At 36.1% G+C, this 20,203-nt stretch carries 19 protein-coding genes and 1 riboswitch; of the genes, 12 read left to right on the top strand and 7 right to left on the bottom strand.

The window, feature by feature from the left end; all coding sequences use genetic code 11:
* The first annotated feature begins 4 nt into the window (after positions 1-4).
* Genes purM through purD form a run of 4 tightly spaced genes read left to right on the top strand, consistent with a single transcriptional unit; the run spans position 5 to position 4,354 of the window.
* On the top strand, positions 5-1,033 hold the full coding sequence (purM, locus tag LN051_RS07840; protein ID WP_229291991.1) for a phosphoribosylformylglycinamidine cyclo-ligase: 1,029 nt from the start codon (positions 5-7) through the stop codon (positions 1,031-1,033).
* A gap of 2 nt (positions 1,034-1,035) precedes the next feature.
* On the top strand, positions 1,036-1,602 hold the full coding sequence (gene purN, locus LN051_RS07835; RefSeq protein WP_229291990.1) for a phosphoribosylglycinamide formyltransferase: 567 nt from the start codon (positions 1,036-1,038) through the stop codon (positions 1,600-1,602).
* Between the two features lie 11 nt (positions 1,603-1,613).
* Positions 1,614-3,092 (top strand): bifunctional phosphoribosylaminoimidazolecarboxamide formyltransferase/IMP cyclohydrolase, encoded by a 1,479-nt coding sequence (gene purH, locus LN051_RS07830; protein ID WP_229291989.1) that lies wholly within the window; start codon positions 1,614-1,616, stop codon positions 3,090-3,092.
* Between the two features lie 14 nt (positions 3,093-3,106).
* A complete protein-coding gene (gene purD / locus LN051_RS07825; protein ID WP_229291988.1) occupies positions 3,107-4,354 on the top strand; it encodes a phosphoribosylamine--glycine ligase in 1,248 nt (415 codons plus the stop codon).
* A gap of 128 nt (positions 4,355-4,482) precedes the next feature.
* Here the strand turns inward: purD and LN051_RS07820 are convergent, their stop codons facing one another.
* The 4 genes from LN051_RS07820 to graF all read right to left on the bottom strand — a co-directional run bounded on the left by LN051_RS07820 (position 4,483) and on the right by graF (position 7,813).
* Positions 4,483-5,274 (bottom strand): energy-coupling factor transporter transmembrane component T family protein, encoded by a 792-nt coding sequence (locus LN051_RS07820; protein ID WP_229291987.1) that lies wholly within the window; start codon positions 5,272-5,274, stop codon positions 4,483-4,485.
* Positions 5,271-6,671, bottom strand: coding sequence for an ABC transporter ATP-binding protein (locus tag LN051_RS07815; RefSeq protein WP_229291984.1), 1,401 nt, complete (start codon positions 6,669-6,671; stop codon positions 5,271-5,273). Before LN051_RS07815 ends, LN051_RS07820 begins: the two co-directional genes overlap by 4 nt.
* A 12-nt stretch (positions 6,672-6,683) precedes the next feature.
* On the bottom strand, positions 6,684-7,268 hold the full coding sequence (locus LN051_RS07810; RefSeq protein WP_229291983.1) for an ECF transporter S component: 585 nt from the start codon (positions 7,266-7,268) through the stop codon (positions 6,684-6,686).
* A 127-nt stretch (positions 7,269-7,395) separates the two neighbouring features.
* Positions 7,396-7,496, bottom strand: a riboswitch (TPP riboswitch).
* Between the two features lie 185 nt (positions 7,497-7,681).
* On the bottom strand, positions 7,682-7,813 hold the full coding sequence (gene graF / locus LN051_RS07805; protein WP_229291982.1) for a glycopeptide resistance-associated protein GraF: 132 nt from the start codon (positions 7,811-7,813) through the stop codon (positions 7,682-7,684).
* A gap of 297 nt (positions 7,814-8,110) precedes the next feature.
* Between graF and auxA the strand changes: the two genes are divergently transcribed.
* From auxA to ptsP, 5 genes are all read left to right on the top strand, one after another.
* Positions 8,111-9,451, top strand: a complete 1,341-nt coding sequence (auxA, locus tag LN051_RS07800) for a lipoteichoic acid stability factor AuxA (protein WP_229291981.1) — start codon at positions 8,111-8,113, stop codon at positions 9,449-9,451.
* A 797-nt stretch (positions 9,452-10,248) separates the two neighbouring features.
* Complete coding sequence (locus LN051_RS07795) at positions 10,249-11,421, top strand: class I SAM-dependent rRNA methyltransferase (RefSeq protein WP_229291980.1); 1,173 nt, start codon at positions 10,249-10,251, stop codon at positions 11,419-11,421.
* A 58-nt stretch (positions 11,422-11,479) separates the two neighbouring features.
* Positions 11,480-12,010, top strand: a complete 531-nt coding sequence (locus LN051_RS07790; protein WP_229293647.1) for a DUF697 domain-containing protein — start codon at positions 11,480-11,482, stop codon at positions 12,008-12,010.
* 157 nt (positions 12,011-12,167) lie between these two features.
* Entirely contained in the window at positions 12,168-12,434 is a 267-nt protein-coding gene (locus LN051_RS07785) for a phosphocarrier protein HPr (protein WP_229291979.1), read from the top strand.
* Entirely contained in the window at positions 12,434-14,155 is a 1,722-nt protein-coding gene (gene ptsP, locus LN051_RS07780; protein WP_229291978.1) for a phosphoenolpyruvate--protein phosphotransferase, read from the top strand. Before LN051_RS07785 ends, ptsP begins: the two co-directional genes overlap by 1 nt.
* Positions 14,156-14,354: 199 nt before the next feature.
* On the opposite strand, the gene LN051_RS07775 is transcribed toward ptsP, so the two are convergent.
* Positions 14,355-14,600, bottom strand: a complete 246-nt coding sequence (locus tag LN051_RS07775) for a glutaredoxin family protein (protein WP_229291977.1) — start codon at positions 14,598-14,600, stop codon at positions 14,355-14,357.
* Between the two features lie 237 nt (positions 14,601-14,837).
* Here LN051_RS07775 and LN051_RS07770 point away from each other — a divergent pair, with 237 nt between their 5' ends.
* From LN051_RS07770 to LN051_RS07760, 3 genes are all read left to right on the top strand, one after another.
* On the top strand, positions 14,838-16,190 hold the full coding sequence (locus LN051_RS07770) for a cytochrome ubiquinol oxidase subunit I (protein WP_229291975.1): 1,353 nt from the start codon (positions 14,838-14,840) through the stop codon (positions 16,188-16,190).
* On the top strand, positions 16,187-17,206 hold the full coding sequence (locus LN051_RS07765) for a cytochrome d ubiquinol oxidase subunit II (RefSeq protein ID WP_229291974.1): 1,020 nt from the start codon (positions 16,187-16,189) through the stop codon (positions 17,204-17,206). Before LN051_RS07770 ends, LN051_RS07765 begins: the two co-directional genes overlap by 4 nt.
* A 165-nt stretch (positions 17,207-17,371) precedes the next feature.
* Positions 17,372-18,031 carry a potassium channel family protein gene (locus LN051_RS07760; RefSeq protein WP_229291973.1) on the top strand — a complete coding sequence of 220 codons (660 nt, stop codon included), beginning with the start codon at positions 17,372-17,374 and terminating at the stop codon, positions 18,029-18,031.
* A 72-nt stretch (positions 18,032-18,103) separates the two neighbouring features.
* On the opposite strand, the gene rnjA is transcribed toward LN051_RS07760, so the two are convergent.
* Positions 18,104-19,786, bottom strand: a complete 1,683-nt coding sequence (gene rnjA, locus LN051_RS07755) for a ribonuclease J1 (RefSeq protein WP_229291972.1) — start codon at positions 19,784-19,786, stop codon at positions 18,104-18,106.
* A complete protein-coding gene (locus tag LN051_RS07750) occupies positions 19,786-20,001 on the bottom strand; it encodes a DNA-dependent RNA polymerase subunit epsilon (protein ID WP_229291971.1) in 216 nt (71 codons plus the stop codon). Before LN051_RS07750 ends, rnjA begins: the two co-directional genes overlap by 1 nt.
* Positions 20,002-20,203: the final 202 nt, after the last annotated feature.

The following is a 20,203-nucleotide window of genomic DNA, read 5'->3' as shown; positions in this document are numbered from 1 at the left end:
AAGAATGGCTGAATCATACAAGCAAGCTGGCGTAGATATTGAAGCAGGATATCAAGCGGTTAAACGCATGTCGAGTCATGTTGAACGTACAATGCGTAAAGAAGTCCTTGGAGGTTTAGGCGGATTTGGTGCTACTTTTGATTTATCCCAACTTAATATGAAAGCGCCTGTTTTAGTATCAGGTACAGATGGTGTTGGAACGAAATTGAAATTAGCGATAGATCATCAACGCCATGATTCAATAGGGATAGACGCCGTAGCAATGTGTGCCAATGATATTTTAACAACTGGCGCAGAACCGTTGTACTTTTTAGATTATATTGCGACGCATAAAGTTGTGCCTGAAGTTATTGAACAAATTGTTAAAGGAATAAGTGATGGTTGCCAAGAAACTGGGATGGCACTCATTGGTGGCGAAACAGCTGAAATGGGTGAAATGTACCACGAAGGTGAATATGATGTTGCTGGCTTTGCAGTAGGTGCTGTAGAAAAAGATGAATATATAGATGGCAGTACTGTAGAAAAAGGCGACATTATTATAGGTTTAGCTTCACATGGCATCCATTCAAATGGTTACAGTTTAGTCCGCAAATTAATTGAACAATCTAACATTGATATCAATGAAATGTTTGAAGCGGATGCGTCTTATTTAGATGTATTTTTAAAGCCGACTGCACTTTATGTTAAACCGGTTTTAGAAGTTAAAAAACAAGTGAACATTAAAGCGATGACACATGTTACAGGCGGTGGTTTTTACGAAAATATTCCTCGCGCATTGCCTGAAGGTAAGACAGCAGTCATTGATACGACATCATTTCCAACGCCGCGTATTTTTGAGTGGTTACAAGAACAAGGGCAGATTAAAACTGATGAAATGTACAATATTTTTAATATGGGTATTGGTTACACGATGGTGGTATCCGCTGAAGATGAAGCAAGTGTACACGCCATTTTAAAACAAGCTAACGTAGATGCTTATACTATTGGACATATTGCTGAAGAACCTACGCCGATTCGTCTTATGGGGGTGTAGAAATGGTTAAAATTGCCATTTTCGCGTCTGGTTCAGGTACGAATTTTGATAATATCATGAAAAAAATCGCTTCTGGAGCGCTAAAGCATATAGAAGTGACAGGGCTTTATACGGATAAACCTGACGCATCATGTGTCGCGCTTGCACGTGAACATCAAGTGGAAGTATACGCTTATGAACCGAAACACTATGCATCAAAAAAAGCGTTTGAAGCAGCCATCTGTCAACAACTTAAACAAGATCAAGTGGAATGGATTGTATTGGCAGGTTTTATGCGGCTCATTGGCGAAACGTTGCTGCAAGCGTATGAAAATCGAATTTTAAATATTCATCCTTCATTACTTCCGAAATATAAAGGCAAACATGCGGTAGAACAGGCATTAAATAGTGGAGAAACAATGACTGGAACGACCGTTCATTTCGTAGATGCGGGGATGGATACTGGAAAAGTGATTGCGCAACGTCAATGCCCTATTTATCCAGACGATTGCGTTTCAGAACTTGAACAGCGCATTAAAACATTAGAGTATGAATTATATCCTGAAGTCATTCAAAAGATTATTCAATAAGGAGATTTCAAATGAAAAAAGCTATTTTAAGTGTTTCAGATAAAACAGGGATAGAAGACTTTGCTAAGGCGCTTGTAGAACAAGGGTTTGCATTGTTTTCAACTGGAGGAACATTACGTGCGATTGAAGCAGCGGGTATACCAGTAGCATCTGTTTCTGATTTAACACATTTTGATGAGATTATGGATGGTCGTGTAAAAACATTACACCCAGCTGTGCACGGAGGTATTCTTGCTGATAGAGACAAACAAGAGCATTTAGATCAATTGAAAGCTCAACATATTGACCTTATAGATATGGTAGTCGTGAACTTGTACCCATTTCAGAAAACAGTTGCGAACCCAAATGTTACTGAAGCGGATGCAATTGAAAATATTGATATAGGTGGGCCGACAATGTTACGTGCGGCTGCGAAAAACTTTAAGCATGTGACAACAATCGTACACAGTGAAGATTATGAAGAAGTCATCCAAAGATTGAAAAATAATACTTTAGACGAAGCTTACCGCAAATCATTAATGTTAAAAGTGTTTAAGCATACGAATGAATATGATCAAGCTATTGTAGCTCATTTTGATGAAAATAAAGAAAGCTTACGTTACGGTGAAAACCCACAACAAAGTGCGTATTTTGTACGTACTTCTGAAGCTAAAAATACTTTAGCTGGTGCAAAACAACATCATGGTAAGCCATTAAGTTACAATAACATTAAAGATGCAGATGCGGCACTTACACTTGTTAAGCGTTTTGAACAACCAGCAGCAGTAGCGGTTAAACATATGAATCCTTGTGGCGTAGGAATTGGTGAAGATATTGAAGTAGCATTTGAACATGCATTTCAAGCAGATTCAACGTCAATTTTTGGTGGAATAGTGGCGTTAAATCGTCCGGTAACTCGAGCTTTAGCAGAACAATTGCATGGTATCTTTTTAGAAGTTGTCATTGCACCTGCTTTCGAAGCTGATGCGCTTGAAGTATTGACGCAAAAGAAAAATATTCGCTTATTGGAAATTGAAATGACGCCAGTAGAAGATGAACAAGAGTTTGTTTCTGTATCAGGAGGTTATTTAGTACAAGATAAAGATACTCAAGTGTCTTCACGTTCAGAAATGAATGTCGTTACTGAAACAGAACCTACAGAGCAACAATGGGACGCTTTAGTATTAGGTTGGGAAGTAGCGAAAGCGGTTAAAAGTAATGCGATTGTACTTGCTAATGGTCATCAAACAGTAGGTATTGGCGCTGGACAAATGAATCGTGTAGGTGCTGCTGAAATCGCTATAAACCATGCGATTGAAATGAATGACAATGTGGCGCTTGCATCGGACGGTTTCTTCCCAATGGACGATACAGTTGAACTTGCAGCAAAAGCAGGGATAAAAGCGATTATTCAGCCAGGTGGATCTATTAAAGATCAAGATTCAATTGATATGGCTAACCGTTACGGAATTGCAATGGTTACAACGGGCGTGCGTCATTTTAAACATTAATGGAGGAACATATCATGAAAACATTAGTAATTGGTAGTGGTGGTCGTGAGCATGCGATTGCACAAAAATTGAAACAATCTAAACATGTCACACATCTCGATGTCATTCCGGGTAATGACGCGATGACAGCAATCGCTACAATTCATCCTGAAATTGCAGAAAATGATCATGAAGCGATACTTAACTTTGCTAAAACCAATGAAATTGATTGGGTTATTATCGGACCAGAACAACCATTAACAGAAGGACTAACAGATCTTTTAAGTGAATCGGAAATTTCTGTATTTGGACCTAATAAAGCAGCAGCGCAAATCGAAGGTTCTAAAGCATTTGCGAAAGCTTTAATGGAAAAATATCAAATTCCTACTGCGGATTATCGTGAAATTGACAGTAAAACTGAAGCGCTCAAGTATGTTCAAGATTGTGAACTTCCTATCGTCCTTAAAAAAGATGGCTTAGCTGCAGGAAAAGGTGTTATTATTGCACAAACACGTCAAGAAGCATTAGACGCTGTAGACACATTGTATCCTAATGAAAATGAAAAAGTCGTATTTGAAACCTTTCTTGAAGGTGAAGAATTTTCAGTAATGACTTTCGTGAATGGAAGCTACGCGGTGCCATTCGAAACGATTGCACAAGATCATAAACGTGCATTTGATCAAGATAAAGGGCCAAATACAGGTGGTATGGGAGCGTATTGCCCAGTGCCACATATCGGGGAAGACGTATTGCGTCAAACGAATGAACGCATTGCACAGCCTATAGCCCATGCCTTAGAAAAAGAAGGATATGACTATTTTGGTATTTTATACATCGGGGCAATTTTGACAAAAGAAGGCCCTAAAGTCATTGAATTTAATGCGCGTTTTGGAGATCCAGAAGCTCAAGTATTATTGACGCGACTTGAAAGTGATTTGATGGAGCACATTTTAGAATTAAAAGAAAAGCAACCGATTTCTCAACAATGGAAACAGGATGCTGTTGTTGGTGTCATGCTTGCATCAAAAGGCTATCCAGCGGCCTATGACAAAGGAAGTCTTGTTTCTGGTTTTGAAACTGATTTAGAACATTATTTTGTAAGTGGTTTGAAACGTGATGCAAATCAATCATTTGTTACAAGCGGAGGACGTGTCATTCTTGCTATTGGAGAGGGAGACTCAATTGAAGCTGCACAAAAGAAAGCTTACGAGCGTGTAACAAAAATTGAAAGTGATGGGTTATTCTATCGTAAAGATATTGCGAACAAAGCATTGAAATCATAAAGGAAACCCCTAGGGACAATTGAATTGTGCCTAGGGGTTTTTTACGGGAAAATTTCCTTTGCAGATGGAAGTTAGGAAAGGAAATGGTGTGCCTTTTCACATCATCGAGATCGTGAAAACGCAACGGTTTAACGGACATCTAATATGCCTGTGATAGGCAATAGATGACTTAAGCCAAACGCAGCACTGATGAGGGCTATGATACATACGATAAGAAGTAAATCTCGATAGCTAAAAGGGGTTTGATAATAATACGTGCGTGGACCGTCACGAAACCCTTTCATTTCCATTGCCACAGATAGTCGGTGTGCTTTACGCATATTTTGACTCAATAAAGGAATAAGCAAATGATAAAAGCGCTTGATACCTCTATAATTTTGTTTTTGAATGATTTGATAGCGCATTTTCAATGCTTGTCTAAGTTGAAAAAATGATTCGATAATTAATGGCAACATTCGGAAAGCTGCCATAAAGGCATAAGCGATTTTAGGTTTTACTTTCATATGCTGCATAAAGCTGTAAAATATCATGATTACTTGTGATGTGAATGCAATAGATAAACCGAAAAAACTAATCGTTAAAGTTCTTAACGATAAATGTATACCACGTACAAGGCTTTCAATGGTAATATGGATAAAACCAAATTTAAAAAGCTCATGATGCCCATCTCCATAAAAAATCATAAATAAAGATGAACTAAGCGCAAAGAACATAGAAAAACCTACAAAAATGAAAAGAATGCGTAATTTGGCGCCACTCATAATGAGCATAAATCCAAACATTAATGCGACAAGGTAGAGCATCACATCAAAATTGTGTACAAAAATAATAAAGAAAAATAAAGCAAGGCCTAAAAAGAGTTTCGTAATAATATTGACATTATCCATAAAAGTACGATAGTTTTTCCAAGATGCAATCATGTTAAAGCCTCGCTTTCATACATCTTCCCATTTTCGATGACATAACGTTTAGAAGGGTAACGCGCTATGATTTCAGAGTCATGTGTAATCATAATGATGGCTTGCCCTTTTTGAATACGTTGTTGAAACAGTTGAATTAATTTAAAAGTATTATGACTATCCAATCCAAACGTAGGTTCATCCAAAAGGAGAATGTCCGCTGATGTGCTTAAAGCCACTGCAACACTTAGACGGCGCTTTTGCCCCATTGAAAGTTCAAAAGGGTGTTGCTCTTTGACGTGTGTTAAGTCTAATAACGCTAACATTTCATTCGTTTCTTTTTGTGCTGTTTGTGCGTTTTGATGCTTAAAATTAATAAAAATCTCATCATAAACCGTATTTTGAATAAATTGGAGTTCTGGGTTTTGATAGACTAAAAACATATGAGAAGCTGCTGTTTTTAGTTTGCGCACCGGTTTTTGATTGTATGTGAGTGTACCTTCATATGGAATAAGTTGCATAAGCGATTCAAAAAAAGTCGTTTTTCCTGTTCCATTTTTACCAGTAATGGCAACCCAATCACCAGACTTTATGCTAAATGATGGAATGTGATATAAAACACGCTTGCCTCGCTTTATCACGCCACCATTCAATTCTAGTTGAAATGAGGAATGGGGTAATGCAGCAGATCCCAGTGTTTTAGGCGCTGCTAACCAAGCATTAGGATGCCAAACACCATATTCAGATAAAAGTGCTTCAAAATGGTTCAAAATATCTGTTGGTGTACCTTCTTGAATAATCTGCCCATCGTGATTCATCAAAATGACACGATCTACATAGTTCCAAATGTGCTCAACTTTATGTTCAACAATTAAAACGGTTTGTTCTTTCCAAATTTCACGTAACAGTTGCCATAAATTTTCGGTTGCTTCTGAATCGAGCATGGCTGTAGGTTCGTCCAAAAATAACGTATCTGTTTGTTGCAGTAAAGTGCCAGCAATAGCTAATTTTTGCTTCATCCCGCCGCTTAATTGATGAATGGATTGCTTCGGATCGACGTCTAATTTAACTGCTTCTAATGCCGCTTTTATTTTGACATTCATTTCGGTTGGTGGAACTTGGTAATTCTCTAAAATAAATGCTAACTCTTCATTGACTTGCGGCATACAAAATTGAGCGTCTGGATCTTGAAAAATGACGCCGGCATTTTGAGAGATTTTCAATGTTTCATATTTCATGGGTAAATCAATTAAATGAGGTACGATACCACTTAATACATTCAATAATGTACTTTTCCCAGAGCCAGAAGGGCCGAGTAAAAGTACCTTTTCTTTGTCCTTAATTTCAATATTTAGCCCATCAAAAATTTTATGAGGGGCATTCGGATATTTTAATCGTAAGTTTGTTGCTTTTAACACGTTGCATACTCCTTATAAAGCATCGTAATCTTCTTTTGAGGCAGGGCGGAAAAGCTGTGTCACACCGGTTTTGTCCAACGCTTTTACAAGGAAATAAGAAAACATTCCTGCAAGCACCGCACCACTAATTAAACGAGCAACGATAAGTAAAATTAAGTTCCAAGTGGCTACTTCACTTAAATAGCCATAATACCAATCGATTGGTAGGCTGATAATTGCAGCAGCCATACCTGCAAGGATACTGACCATAAATGTACGAGAACGGTATTTGAAAATAGCGAAAACAATTTCACAAGCTAAACCTTGAAGTAATGCATAGATAATAGTTGGAATATCGAAACGTCCCATTATGATTGTTTCTCCAGCGCCTGCAGCAAATTCAGCAATTAGTGCAATACCCATTTTGGGAATGATTAAATAAGCAACAATAGCTGCTGCGAACCACATACCATACATTAATTGATCGATGTGTAGGCCTAGCGGTTGAACAGTATAGTAGGCCACCCACCAAAAATTATAAATGACAGCAAAAATGACTGATATTAGCACAGTGACTAAAATATCAGATAATGTTAAACCTTTTCTACTTGAACTCATAAACATCCTCCTAATTACAAAAAAACACAGCACCTCAACTAGAGGTACTGTGTATGACGTGGAAGTGAAACTGCAAATCTTTAAAAGAGTCATACGCGCAAAAAGGCATACTTATCTCGAGGGAATTTGAGCTTTCCTCACACTTTCCTACGCTAGTATCGTCTAGTTCAGGTTCAAAGGGTTTGAGGTAAACACCTCATCTCAGTTTTCACACCCCTAGTGTGTCTTTATTGAATGATTAAAGTCACTATACACCCGACACCTTTAAATGTCAATGTGCATTCTTAAGTTAATACAATATTCAAAATGTTAAACGTAAAATACGAGAGGTATGTTTATTAAAATGACTAACAAAAATAGCCTATAAGAACAGGGAATCCCTCTGTTCCTATAGGCCAATAGAGCGAGACGTATTATTCAAATGTGTTTTGAATATCGTCTTTTGTTTTTTCAGCGCCTTCTTTAGTGTCTTCTTTTTTATCTTTTAATTCTTGCTCTTTATCTTTAGCATTTTCAGCTGCTTTTTTAATTTCTTCTTTAGACATTTTACATCTCTCCTTTAAAAGGTATCTATATAAAAGAGTTCCCCTTTTTTTAAAACGTTAAACATCAGAAGTACACAACAAAAAATGTGATTTTTGGTATAATATATGTTTTAAACGACTACAAAAAGATAATATAATTAAATACAGTGATAACAGTCGTCTATATTTAAGGTAAATCGGTGTGTGTGGTAGAAGGTGTGACAGTACAAAATACGTCTCTCCATCTAAAGAATGAGATTTGTTTTTTATAAAGACATAGTTGATGTCTTCGTATATAATAATTGTGAGGTGAAGCGGATGTCTTTGTTTAATAAATACACCGAGGTGATTTACAGTTATATTATCGGTGCGATTTCTATTTTATTAAGTCTTATTATTTTTCTTAATATCCCATTGATTCACCAATTTAGTCAGCATAAAAAACCTGCAATTAATATTGAAAATTTGTGGGACTTTATTATGGCTTTTTTCAATGAAATCATTCGCGTAATGAGTAATTATATTGGTGAAATTCCTTTAGTGAGTGGCATTATTATTTTATTATTTGGGATTTTTATGATCTTTATCGGAAGAACATTAACGAATACCACTCGTTTCGACTATGACATTTCTATTTTATTTTTATTGATTGGGATCATTTACTTTGTGCTTACTTTGATTTTTATGTCACAAGTGTATGGCATAGCGGCATTTGTTTTTGTAGTTCCCTTTATCATACATATTGGGTATATCGCATATAAAGATGAACTCAATCCATTTAATCGTAAAAAGCATTATCTTTGGATTATTATCAGTTATGGCCTTTGTTATATTATTGGCCAACTCGTGCTCTACGGTCGTATTGAAGAACGTGAAGTGGCGCCTATAGATGTCTTAAGTATTAATACGTTCTTTGTGATTTTATGGTTACTCGGGCAAATGTCTATTTGGAACTTCTTATTTTTACGCCGTGCTCTACCGATGACACAAGAGGAAATTACTGGAGAAGAAAACCCGTATGTACGAAGTAAAAAATACAGTTTTGTGGGTCAATCTCAGCACCATTTCAAAGATCTTCAAACGCGTACAAACGAATTAACCCAAGATTTTTCACATCGCACGCGTAGAAGCATTGATTTAGATAAAATTCGACGCAAGCGCGAAATGATTAAAGAGAAATGGTTTGGTTGGGCAAAACTAGAAGAAGACGACATTCCGTCTTTCTTACATCGGCCTAAATGGTTAAAACGAGAATATGTCAGTATCGCATGTGGTGTCATTTTATTCTTCTTTATTTTAGTTGAATTTAAAAATCGTAACGGTTTATTTCTTTCTGGTGATTGGCAACTTTCACAAACACAGTATGTGTATGAATGGGTGAGTTTATTCTTATTGCTCGTCATTGTGACGGCTTTTATTTGGACATCAGTGACGAATATGTTGCAAGGACGACACTACTATTTAAAATTATTTATGATTAGTATTTTATTCTTTAAACTTTTCACAGAATATATCGTCATTTTAGTGCATGGATTAATGCTATCGATTTTTATTACACCAATTCTTGTATTGATGCTCATTCCAGCCATCATTGCGTTTATATTCCAGTTGCGTCAACCGTCGCCTGAACAAATAGAACAATATGGCGAGGATGCTTAATATTTGTGATACAAAAAGGGAGTGAGACAACGAAGTCAAATAGATTTCTGTCTCGCATCAAAAAATGTGTAAAAAAGTAAAAAAGCACAGTAGCTGTCTGGATTGAAAATATGCTTAGCAGCTTATTTCAATCCTAGTCAGCCTTGTGGGGGCGAGACAACGAAATCAAATAGATTTCTGTCTCGCATCAAAAAATGTGTAAAAAAGTAAAAAAGCACAGTAGCTGTCTGGATTGAAAATATGCTTAGCAGCTCATTTCAATCCTAGTCAGCCTTGTGGGGGCGAGACAACGAAATCAAATAGATTTCTGTCTCGCATCAAAAAAATGTGTAAAAAAGTAAAAAAAGCACAGTAGCTGTCTGGATTGAAAATATGCTTAGCAGCTTATTTCAATCCTAGTCAGCCTTGTGGGGGCGAGACAACGAAATCAAATAGATTTCTGTCTCGCATCAAAAAAATGTGTAAAAAAGTAAAAAAAGCACAGTAGCTGTCTGGATTGAAAATATGCTTAGCGCTTATTTCAATCCTAGTCAGCCTTGTGGGGGCGAGACAACGAAATCAAATAGATTTCTGTCTCGCATCAAAAAATGTGTAAAAAAGTAAAAAAAGCACAGTAGCTGTCTGGATTGAAAATATGCTTACTTAGCAGCTCATTTCAATCCTAGTCAGCCTTGTGGGGGCGAGACAACGAAATCAAATAGATTTCTGTCTCGCTCCCTTTCTATATAAGTTAAGTATATAACGATGATGTTTTTTCATGTTAAACTAAAAGAAATGATAAAAGAAAGGCTGAAATAATGAAAATAGCAATTTTAAATAAAGGAAAAGAAGGAAAATATTTTAATCAATATCCTTTGATTGAAGAAGAAGATATTTTTAAAAGTGATCGCTTAGAAGAGGGGGACTTATTTCAAATAAAGTCTTCTACAAATATTTATATCGCGACATGTTATGTAGGGCGTCAACATAAAGGGTTAGGTTGGGTGCTTTCTTACAATGCAAATGAAAAGATAGATACACATTATTTTAAAGCGCTTTTTGAAACAGCACGTGAAACGCGAAATTACTATTATCAAGCGGACGGGACAAATGCTTTTCGATTGTTTAATGGTGAAGGTGATGGATTAGGCGGTTTGACGATAGATCATTATGATGGTCATTTATTGATTCAATGGTATTCAGAAGGAATATATCAATTTAGAAAGTATATTATAGAAGCGATGCAAGCTGTATTTCCTTTTAAATCGATTTATGAAAAAACGCGATTCAAACACAATGCGATTCAAAGTGGCTGGGTGCTTGGTGAACAGCCTCAATTTCCTATTGTCATTGAAGAAAATTTTACCTTTTACAACGTGCATTTGGATGATGGACCAATGACAGGTATTTTTTTAGATCAAAAAGAAGTGCGCAAAAAATTAAGAGATTATTATAGTGAGAACCGTACAGTGCTTAATTTATTTAGTTATACAGGTGCTTTTTCAACGATAGCAGCGACGAAGGGGGCTAAAACAACAAGTGTAGATTTAGCAAACCGCTCTCGACAATTGACAGAAGAAAATTTTGGTATTAATGGTATTGATCCGACGACGCAATCGATTTATGTAATGGATACATTTGATTTTTATAAATATGCAATGCGTCATGGTTATAGGTATGATACGATCGTGATTGATCCACCGAGTTTTGCACGTAATAAAAAGAAAACGTTCTCAGTTACAAAAGACTACCATCAATTAATTCAACAGGCACTCCGTATTTTAAACCCGGGTGGAACGTTAATCTTAAGTACAAATCACAGTATGTATACGCTTAATGCGTTTAAAAATACAATCAAATCCACGTTAGCAAACGAAGGTGTCACTTATCAAATAGACGAAGTAATGGGGCTACCAAAAGATTTTAAAACAACTTCACACTATAAACCTTCTAAATATTTAAAAGTGGTGTTCGTTACGATTGAGCATTAGTTTATATAATTATGGGTATATAAAGTTAATACATTGATGAAAGGTGGCCATTATGATTATGGGATTTAAAGATAAAATCACTCAAAAAGTAGGTAATAAAGTTTTACACATTGAAGATATTGCAGTGAAAGACGCTTTACCAAAATCAGAAGAAGAGCTTCAAAAAAGACGTCAACACGCGGAATCTGTAATTAAGAAAAAAGCATTACTTTCATCAGGTGCAACGATTGTTCCAATACCAGGATTTGATTTTGGTGTAGACATGAAATTGATGCGTGACATTATTGAAGATGTTAATAAAATTTATGGTTTGGACCATAAACAAGTAAATAAAATGACTGACGATATGAAAGATCGCATTAAAATCGCAGCAGGTATTCAAGGGAGCCAACTTATCGGTAAAAAGGTGTCTAAAGGTCTTTTAAGAATTGTAGTGAGAGATGTCGCAAAACGTACGGCAGCCAAACAAACACGCTGGTTCCCGCTTGTAGGTCAAGCTGTCTCAGCATCGATTAGTTATTATTTTATGATGAAAGTCGGTAAAGAGCATATTCAAAAATGTGAAAATGTTGTAAAGACATTGATGTAAACTGACGAAAAATTGTTGAAAATAACATAGAAAACGGATAGTGCCAACTGTTTTCGAATTGAAAATAAAGGCACTTTTTGGTAATGTTATGCTAAGTAGCTAATTTACTAATAAATTTATGCTAATGAATTTGGGAATAGAAGGAGTAAGATAAAAGATGGAACAACAATCATATGTAATTATTGACGAGACAGGAATTCACGCGCGCCCAGCGACAATGTTAGTTCAAACTGCTTCAAAATTTGATTCAGATATTCAATTAGAATACAACGCTAAAAAAGTTAACTTAAAATCAATCATGGGTGTTATGAGTTTAGGCGTAGGTAAAGACGCTGAAATTACGATTTATGCAGATGGTAGTGACGAAAAAGATGCGATTCAAGCGATCTCTGAAGTCTTATCAAAAGAAGGATTAACAAAATAATGTCTGAGATAATTAAAGGGATTGCGGCATCAGATGGTGTGGCAATTGCTAAAGCCTATATGCTCATCGAACCAGATTTAAGTTTCAGCGAAACAACGACGAACGATAGCGAAGCAGAAGTGCTTAAATTTAACGAAGCATTAAAAAATTCTAAAATTGAATTAACGAAAATCAGAAATAACGCTGAGGAACAATTAGGTCCTGATAAAGCGGCTATTTTTGATGCGCATTTACTTGTCTTAGATGACCCAGAATTAATTCAACCTATTGAAAGCAAAATTCGTGATGAAAAAGCGAGTGCACCGCATGCATTAACCGAAGTGACTCAAAATTTCATTACTATTTTTGAATCAATGGATAATGAATATATGAAAGAACGTGCAGCGGACATTCGTGACGTTTCAAAACGCGTGTTAGCACACATTTTAGGGGTAGAATTACCGAACCCAAGTATCATTGATGAAAGTGTTGTTATTGTTGGACATGACTTAACACCTTCAGATACAGCACAATTGAACAAACAATATGTGCAGGGGTTTGTTACGAATATTGGCGGTCGTACGTCACATTCAGCGATTATGAGTCGCTCACTTGAAATCCCTGCGGTAGTAGGTACAAAATCTATTACAACAAATGTTAAGCAGGGCGATATGATTATTGTTGATGGTTTAACAGGCGACGTCATTGTCAATCCAAGTGAAGATGAAGTGAAAGCTTATCAACACAAACGTCAAACATTTTTTGCTGATCGTGAAGCATTAAAACAATTACGCGATGAACCTACTAAAACGATGGATGGCAAACATGTTGAACTCGCAGCAAACATTGGTACACCTAATGATTTAGAAGGTGTGAAAGAAAATGGTGCAGAAGGTATTGGTTTATACCGTACCGAGTTCTTATACATGGGACGCGATAACATGCCTTCTGAAGATGAACAGTTTGAAGCCTATAAAAAAGTACTTGAATCAATGGACGGTAAACGTGTCGTTGTCCGTACTTTAGATATCGGTGGAGACAAGGAATTACCATATTTAAACTTACCTAAAGAAATGAATCCATTTTTAGGATATCGTGCAATTCGTTTATGTTTAGATCAAACAGAAATTTTCCGTCCACAGTTGCGTGCATTATTACGTGCCTCAACATATGGGAAGTTAAATATTATGTTCCCTATGGTTGCAACAGTTCAAGAGTTTCGGGATGCTAAAGCGTTATTACTTGAAGAAAAAGCGAATCTCGAAAGTGAAGGCGTAAAAGTAAGTGACGACATCGAACTTGGTATTATGGTTGAAATTCCTTCTACTGCGGCGCTTGCAGATGTGTTTGCTAAAGAAGTTGATTTCTTCAGTATTGGGACAAACGATTTAATTCAATATACGATGGCAGCAGATCGTATGTCTGAACGCGTCTCTTACTTATACCAACCTTATAACCCTGCTATTTTACGACTTATTAAACAGGTTATCGAAGCTTCTCATAAAGAAGGTAAATGGACAGGTATGTGCGGTGAAATGGCAGGAGATGAAACGGCCATTCCACTATTACTAGGTTTAGGTTTAGATGAATTCTCAATGAGTGCAACATCTGTTTTAAAAGCACGTCGACAAATTAAGCATTTAAGTCAAACTGAAATGCAACAACTTGCGGACAAAGCAATTCAATGCGCAACAGTTGATGAAGTAGTTGACTTAGTTCATGCATATACTTCAAAAGCATAATTTTAGAACATAACTAAATATACTAAGATAAGCGATGAAGAGATTCTATATTGATAGATCTCTTCAGCGTTATTTTATGGTTATAAAAAGCGGGCAGGTGCCATAGTAATTTTCCTATGGCACTCGCCCGCTTTGTTTTAAACAGCAATAGTAGCCGTATTGTGCTTTTCATTTTGTAGTAACAAAAGGCTTTTCGAATCTAATCATTTTTGTGAGTGGAGAGCCCTAATTTTTGATTAATTTGATCTAAATCAATTTGATACATCGGTTCATCATCAATGAGAAGAAATGGGGTTGCGAACGCATCATGTTCAATCATTTGTTGTCGAAAAGCAGCGTTTTGAATATTTCTTTCTTCAAAGTCCACTTGTTGGTCGCTTAAATAATTTTTAATAAACGCACAAGGTGGACAATCATTTTGTGTATATATGATAATACGAGACATGTAAAGACCTTCTTTCAATTCAAACTTCTAATACTAAATTATCTTAGCAATGGAACGTTGTCAAAGTATTTTCAAATTATGATTTTAATGAATTAAACAAAATGTCAAATTAAAAATTATGGCAACTTTGCGTCTTGTCAATAAATTGTCAATCTTATATTAAGCATAGTCATTCTGTTTCTCAAGTGGGCTCAGTATAATGGAAATTACTTTGGAAAAGATTGAGGGAGTGATTCAATGGATGCAGTGGAAATCAGTCGTTTTTTAACAGGAATGACGCTTGCTGTCCATATTATATTTGCAACGATTGGCGTTGGTATGCCTGTGTTTTTTGCATTGGCAGAATTTTTAGCTATTAAAAAGAAAAGCTCACGCTATTTGGCACTCGCTAAAAGATGGGCTAAAGGATATACCATTACCGTGGCTGTCGGCGTGGTTACGGGTACAATTATAGGATTACAACTTTCATTGCTTTGGCCGACATTTATGCGTATTGGCGGACATGTTATTGCTTTGCCATTGTTTATGGAAACTTTTGCTTTTTTCTTTGAAGCAATATTTCTCAGTATTTATCTTTATACTTGGAATCGATTCAAAAATCAATGGACGCATTTCTTATTAAGTATTCCTGTCATCATTGGCGGAAGTTTTTCAGCATTTTTTATTACTTCAGTAAACTCATTTATGAACACACCTGCAGGAATGGAAATTTCTGGTGGCAGAATGGTGAATGTTGATCCGTTAGCAGCCATGTTTAATGCATCGTTTTTTGTACGTTCTTTTCATGTGATTACAACGGCATTAATGACGATGGCTTTTATTTTAGCGACTATCGCAGCATTTAAATTACTAAAAAATAAAGTAAAAGAAGATAAAGTTTATCATCAAAAGGCGCTTAAATTAACGATGATTGCAGGTTTGATTTTTTCTATGCTTTCTATGTTAGCAGGGGACTTATCTGCGAAGTTTTTACATCAGCATCAACCAGAAAAATTAGCAGCCTATGAGTGGCACTTTAACACAGAATCTAATGCAGATTTGGTACTTTTTGGTGTCATAGATGAATCCACTCAAGAAGTAAAAGGTGCGCTTCACATTCCAGGTGCGTTGAGTTTCTTATCTGACTCAAGCTTTGATACTAAAGTGAAAGGGCTTAATGAATTTCCTAAAGAGGAATTACCACCGCTTATCGTACATTACTTTTTTGATTTAATGGTGACATTTGATATTTTTTGTTTTGTAGTATCCGGACTTTATGTACTCGCATTGTGGATTAAAAAATGGAATCCTAATCATAAAGCATTTTTATATGCAATTTTATTTACAGGACCGGCAAGTATGTTAGCTATTGAGTTTGGATGGTTCTTAACAGAATTAGGGCGCCAACCTTGGATGGTTAGAGGCATATTAAAAGTTCAAGATGCTGCAACAACAGCTGGCGGTTTACAGTTTGTGACGCTTTTATTCGCTTTATTGTATTTTGTACTTTTATTCTCAGCAAGTTTTGTTTTAATAAGAATGTTTAAAAATCAACCTGTCTCTAAAGATATTGAGAAAATTGAATCAGAGAGAAGAGGGGGAGCATTATGAGTTATGAAATGATAGGTATTACGGTATTATGGCTATTCCTCTTTGGTTATATTATTGTGGCATCCATCGATTTTGGTGCCGGCTTCTTTTCATTGCATGCCAAACTCTTTGGGGAATCCAAAAAAGTAAATGGTTTAATTCAACGTTACTTAAACCCTGTGTGGGAAGTCACAAATGTCTTTTTTGTCTTTTTCTTTGTGGGTATTGTTGGATTTTTCCCAGACACAGCTTATTATTTCGGCACAGCATTATTAATCCCAGGTTCGATTGCATTAATATTATTAGCAGCACGTGGCGCATTTTATGCTTTTGAAAATTATGGTCAGGATTCTAAATTGTCATGGTTAATGATTTATGCGGTATCTGGATTGTTAATTCCAGCTGCGCTTTCCACTGCATTAACAATTTCAGAAGGTGGCTATTTAATTCGAACTTCCAATGATCATGTTGATTTGAATTGGGTGGCGTTGTTGCTAAGTCCCTTCGGTTGGGCTGTTGTATTATTATCGATTGTTTCAGTATTGTATATTTCATCGGGCTTTTTAACATTTTATGCAGCTAGAGCGAAAGATTGGAAGGCGTATGTTTTAGTTCGAAAATGGTTTTTAATGTGGGGCGCACCGATGATTATGGTTTCGTTATTTGTATTTTTATCGCTACGTGTGCAAAACAAAACGCATTTTGATTCAGCTGTATTTGAATACGGCTGGCTATTCATTATTAGTTTTATTGCATTTTTAATTGCTGGTATGCTCACTTATTTAAAAAAAGCACATGGTATTGCTTTTTTATTTGTAATGATTCAAATGGGGACGGCATTTTTCGGATATGGTTTAAGTAAACTACCGTATCTCTTATATCCATATGTTCGTATTGACCATGCTGTGACGAACGATAATATGGCTGTTGGGCTGATTATTGTATTTGTTTTAGGATTAGTGTTGCTATTACCTTCACTTGCGTTATTACTTAAACTGTTTGTATTTGACAAAGCGTATGTTAGAGGTAGAAAATAGGGGTATTGAATTAAGCAAATATAGAGAGATAGAACAAGCACTACTTTCTAAATTGGAATTCAATGCTAATATTATTAAAAGGACTAAGACGATTGAAATGATGCAACGTGTTGATAGCACAGAAAGCATTAGATATCTAGCCTTTTCTAATTTCGGAGGTAACATATGGATAAAGAATACGTTGTAATTGGATTAGGACGTTTTGGTGGGAGTATCGTACGCGAACTCAATGCGTTAGATATGGATGTAATGGCAATAGATAGCGATGAAAATCGTGTGAATGAATACAGTGATATTGCCACACATGCCGTGGTAGCAGATACAACAGATGAAGCAGTGATGAAAAGTTTAGGTATTCGTAATTTTGATCATGTGATTGTGGCAATCGGAGAAAATATTCAAGCGAGTACATTGACAACCCTTATTTTAAAAGAGTTAGGTGTAAAAAAAGTAACAGCCAAAGCGCAAAATGATTATCATGCAAAAATTTTAAATAAAATTGGAGCGGATACAGTTGTGCATCCAGAGCGTGATATGGGGCGTCGAATTGCGCATAATGTGGCAAGTGGTACCGTGTTGGATTATCTCGAGCTTTCAGATGAACATTCTATCATTGAAATGAGAGTAATGGAAAAATTGGCAGGACGAAGTTTAGTAGAATTAGATATTCGTGCCAATTATGGTATTAACATTATTGCTATTAAACGCGGAAAAGAAATTATTGTTGCACCGGATCCAGACATGGTGCTTGAGTTTGACGATATTTTAATTATGATTGGTCATGATAATGATCTTACGCGCTACGAAAAGAAAATGGCGCACTAAAAAAGGTGTTTAGAAATAGGTAAATGGTTCAAAAAAATCCGTTGCGACATTAATCGCAACGGATTTTTTGGGTTACTTTTTATCATTCACTTTCATAATCACGGGTAATATCATTGGTTTGCGTGCTGTTTTTTCAAATAAATAAGGTTGCAACGTCTCAATGATTGCAGATTTGATTTGATGCCATTGAATATTGTCGTTGTTATTCAATTTGTAAATCACGTCTTTTTTAATTTTACGCTGTGCATCATAAATTAATTGGCCGGATTCGCGCATATAAACAAAGCCACGTGAAATAATATCAGGTCCTGAAAGCAGTTGTTTCGTTTTGAAATCAATGCTTACGACAACGATAACTAATCCTTCTTCTGATAGAAGTTTACGGTCACGAATGACCACATTTCCGATATCACCGATACCACTACCATCTACAAGTACATTACCTGATGGGATACGGCCTGCCATACGTGCTGAATCACGTGTCAATGCAAGCACATCGCCAATATCGTGGATAAAAACATGATCTTCAGCTACGCCACAGTCCACACCTGTTTGACCATGTGCTTTCAACATGCGATATTCACCATGAATTGGTAAGAAGTATTTTGGTCGAATAAGACGCAACATTAATTGTTGATCACCTTGGGAACCGTGTCCTGACGTATGAATGTTAGAAATTTTGTTGTGAATGACTTCAGCACCAGCTTGATACAATGCATTAATTGTACGGTTAATACTTTTCGTATTACCTGGAATTGGTGATGAACTAAAGACAACAGTATCTTCAGGAATGATTTTAATTTGTTTATGCGTGCCATTAGCGATACGTGAAAGTGCCGCCATAGGTTCACCTTGAGAACCTGTACATAAAATTAGCAATTCATGCTTTGGTATGCTATTAATTTTGTTTGGTTCAATAAATGTTTCTGGTGGTGCCTTAATATAACCGAGTTCTGTACCAATTTTAATGTTGTTTTCCATTGAACGACCGAAAGTCACAATTTTACGATTGTATTTAATCGCAGCTTCTACAGCTTGTTGCACACGATAAATATTCGAAGCGAAAGTAGCAAAAATAATACGTCCTGTGCAGCCTCTAAAAATTTTATCGACGTTTTGGCCGACTTCACGTTCACTTAAAGTAAAATCGGGAACTAGGGAATTTGTTGAGTCTGAAAGTAAACACAACACACCTTCGTCACCTAGTTGAGCCATTTTAGCAAGGTTGGCTGGTGCCCCCACAGGTGTAAAGTCAAATTTAAAGTCACCAGTGTGGACGATTTTACCTTCAGGTGTGTCTACGATAACACCGTAAGTTTCTGGAATACTGTGTGTTGTAAGGTAAAAGCTAATTTCAAAATGTTTAGATTTGATTACCGAATCTTCGTCAATCTCATTTAAAGACGCTGTACGTAAGAGATGGTGTTCCTCAAGTTTGTTGCGGATTAAACCGAGTGAGAGTGGACCACCGTAAATAGGGACATTGATTTTTTTTAGCAAGTAGGGCACACCGCCGATATGATCTTCATGACCATGTGTGATGAATAAACCAACAATTTTGTCTTGGTTTTGTTCAAGGTAAGAATAATCAGGAATGACATAGTCAATGCCTAACAAATGATCATCGGGAAATTTAATACCTGCATCAATGATTACAATTTCATCTTTATACTCGACGGCATAAGTGTTTTTACCAATTTCACCTAAGCCACCAAGCGCATATACGGCTACTTCATTTTTGTGAAGTTGCTTCATTACTCAGCGCGCTCCACATTATAATGCTCTGACTGTGCTTCATATTCTAAATGTGCGCCCTCTAATTTAGTTATGAATTCGATATTATAGTTACGTTCTTTCAAATAACGTCTTACTTGTTCTTCAGTTTCTGCTTCAACATAAATTGTTTGTGTGTTTTCACGTACAATCACTTCATCACGATTATGTTGATAAAATACTTTAAAAATTGCCATTTATAATTTCCTCCTAGAGTTTACAAAAAATATATTAATGATGCATGAGTCTAAGTGTTTTAAGTAAAAAATAAAAAACATGAACTGAATAAGTAAAATCTTTAAGATAGACTTCATTCAATCCATACGTCGACTTAACTCTGTGCATATGTATCATTTTAAATCCGTTCAGTAGGCACAAGTTAGGATTGTACCTTTACCT

The sequence above is a fragment of the Staphylococcus ratti genome (genome assembly GCF_020883535.1).
Classification (GTDB): domain Bacteria; phylum Bacillota; class Bacilli; order Staphylococcales; family Staphylococcaceae; genus Staphylococcus; species Staphylococcus ratti.
Note: the sequence above shows the minus strand (reverse complement) of the source record. Positions and strands in the feature narration are given on the sequence as shown.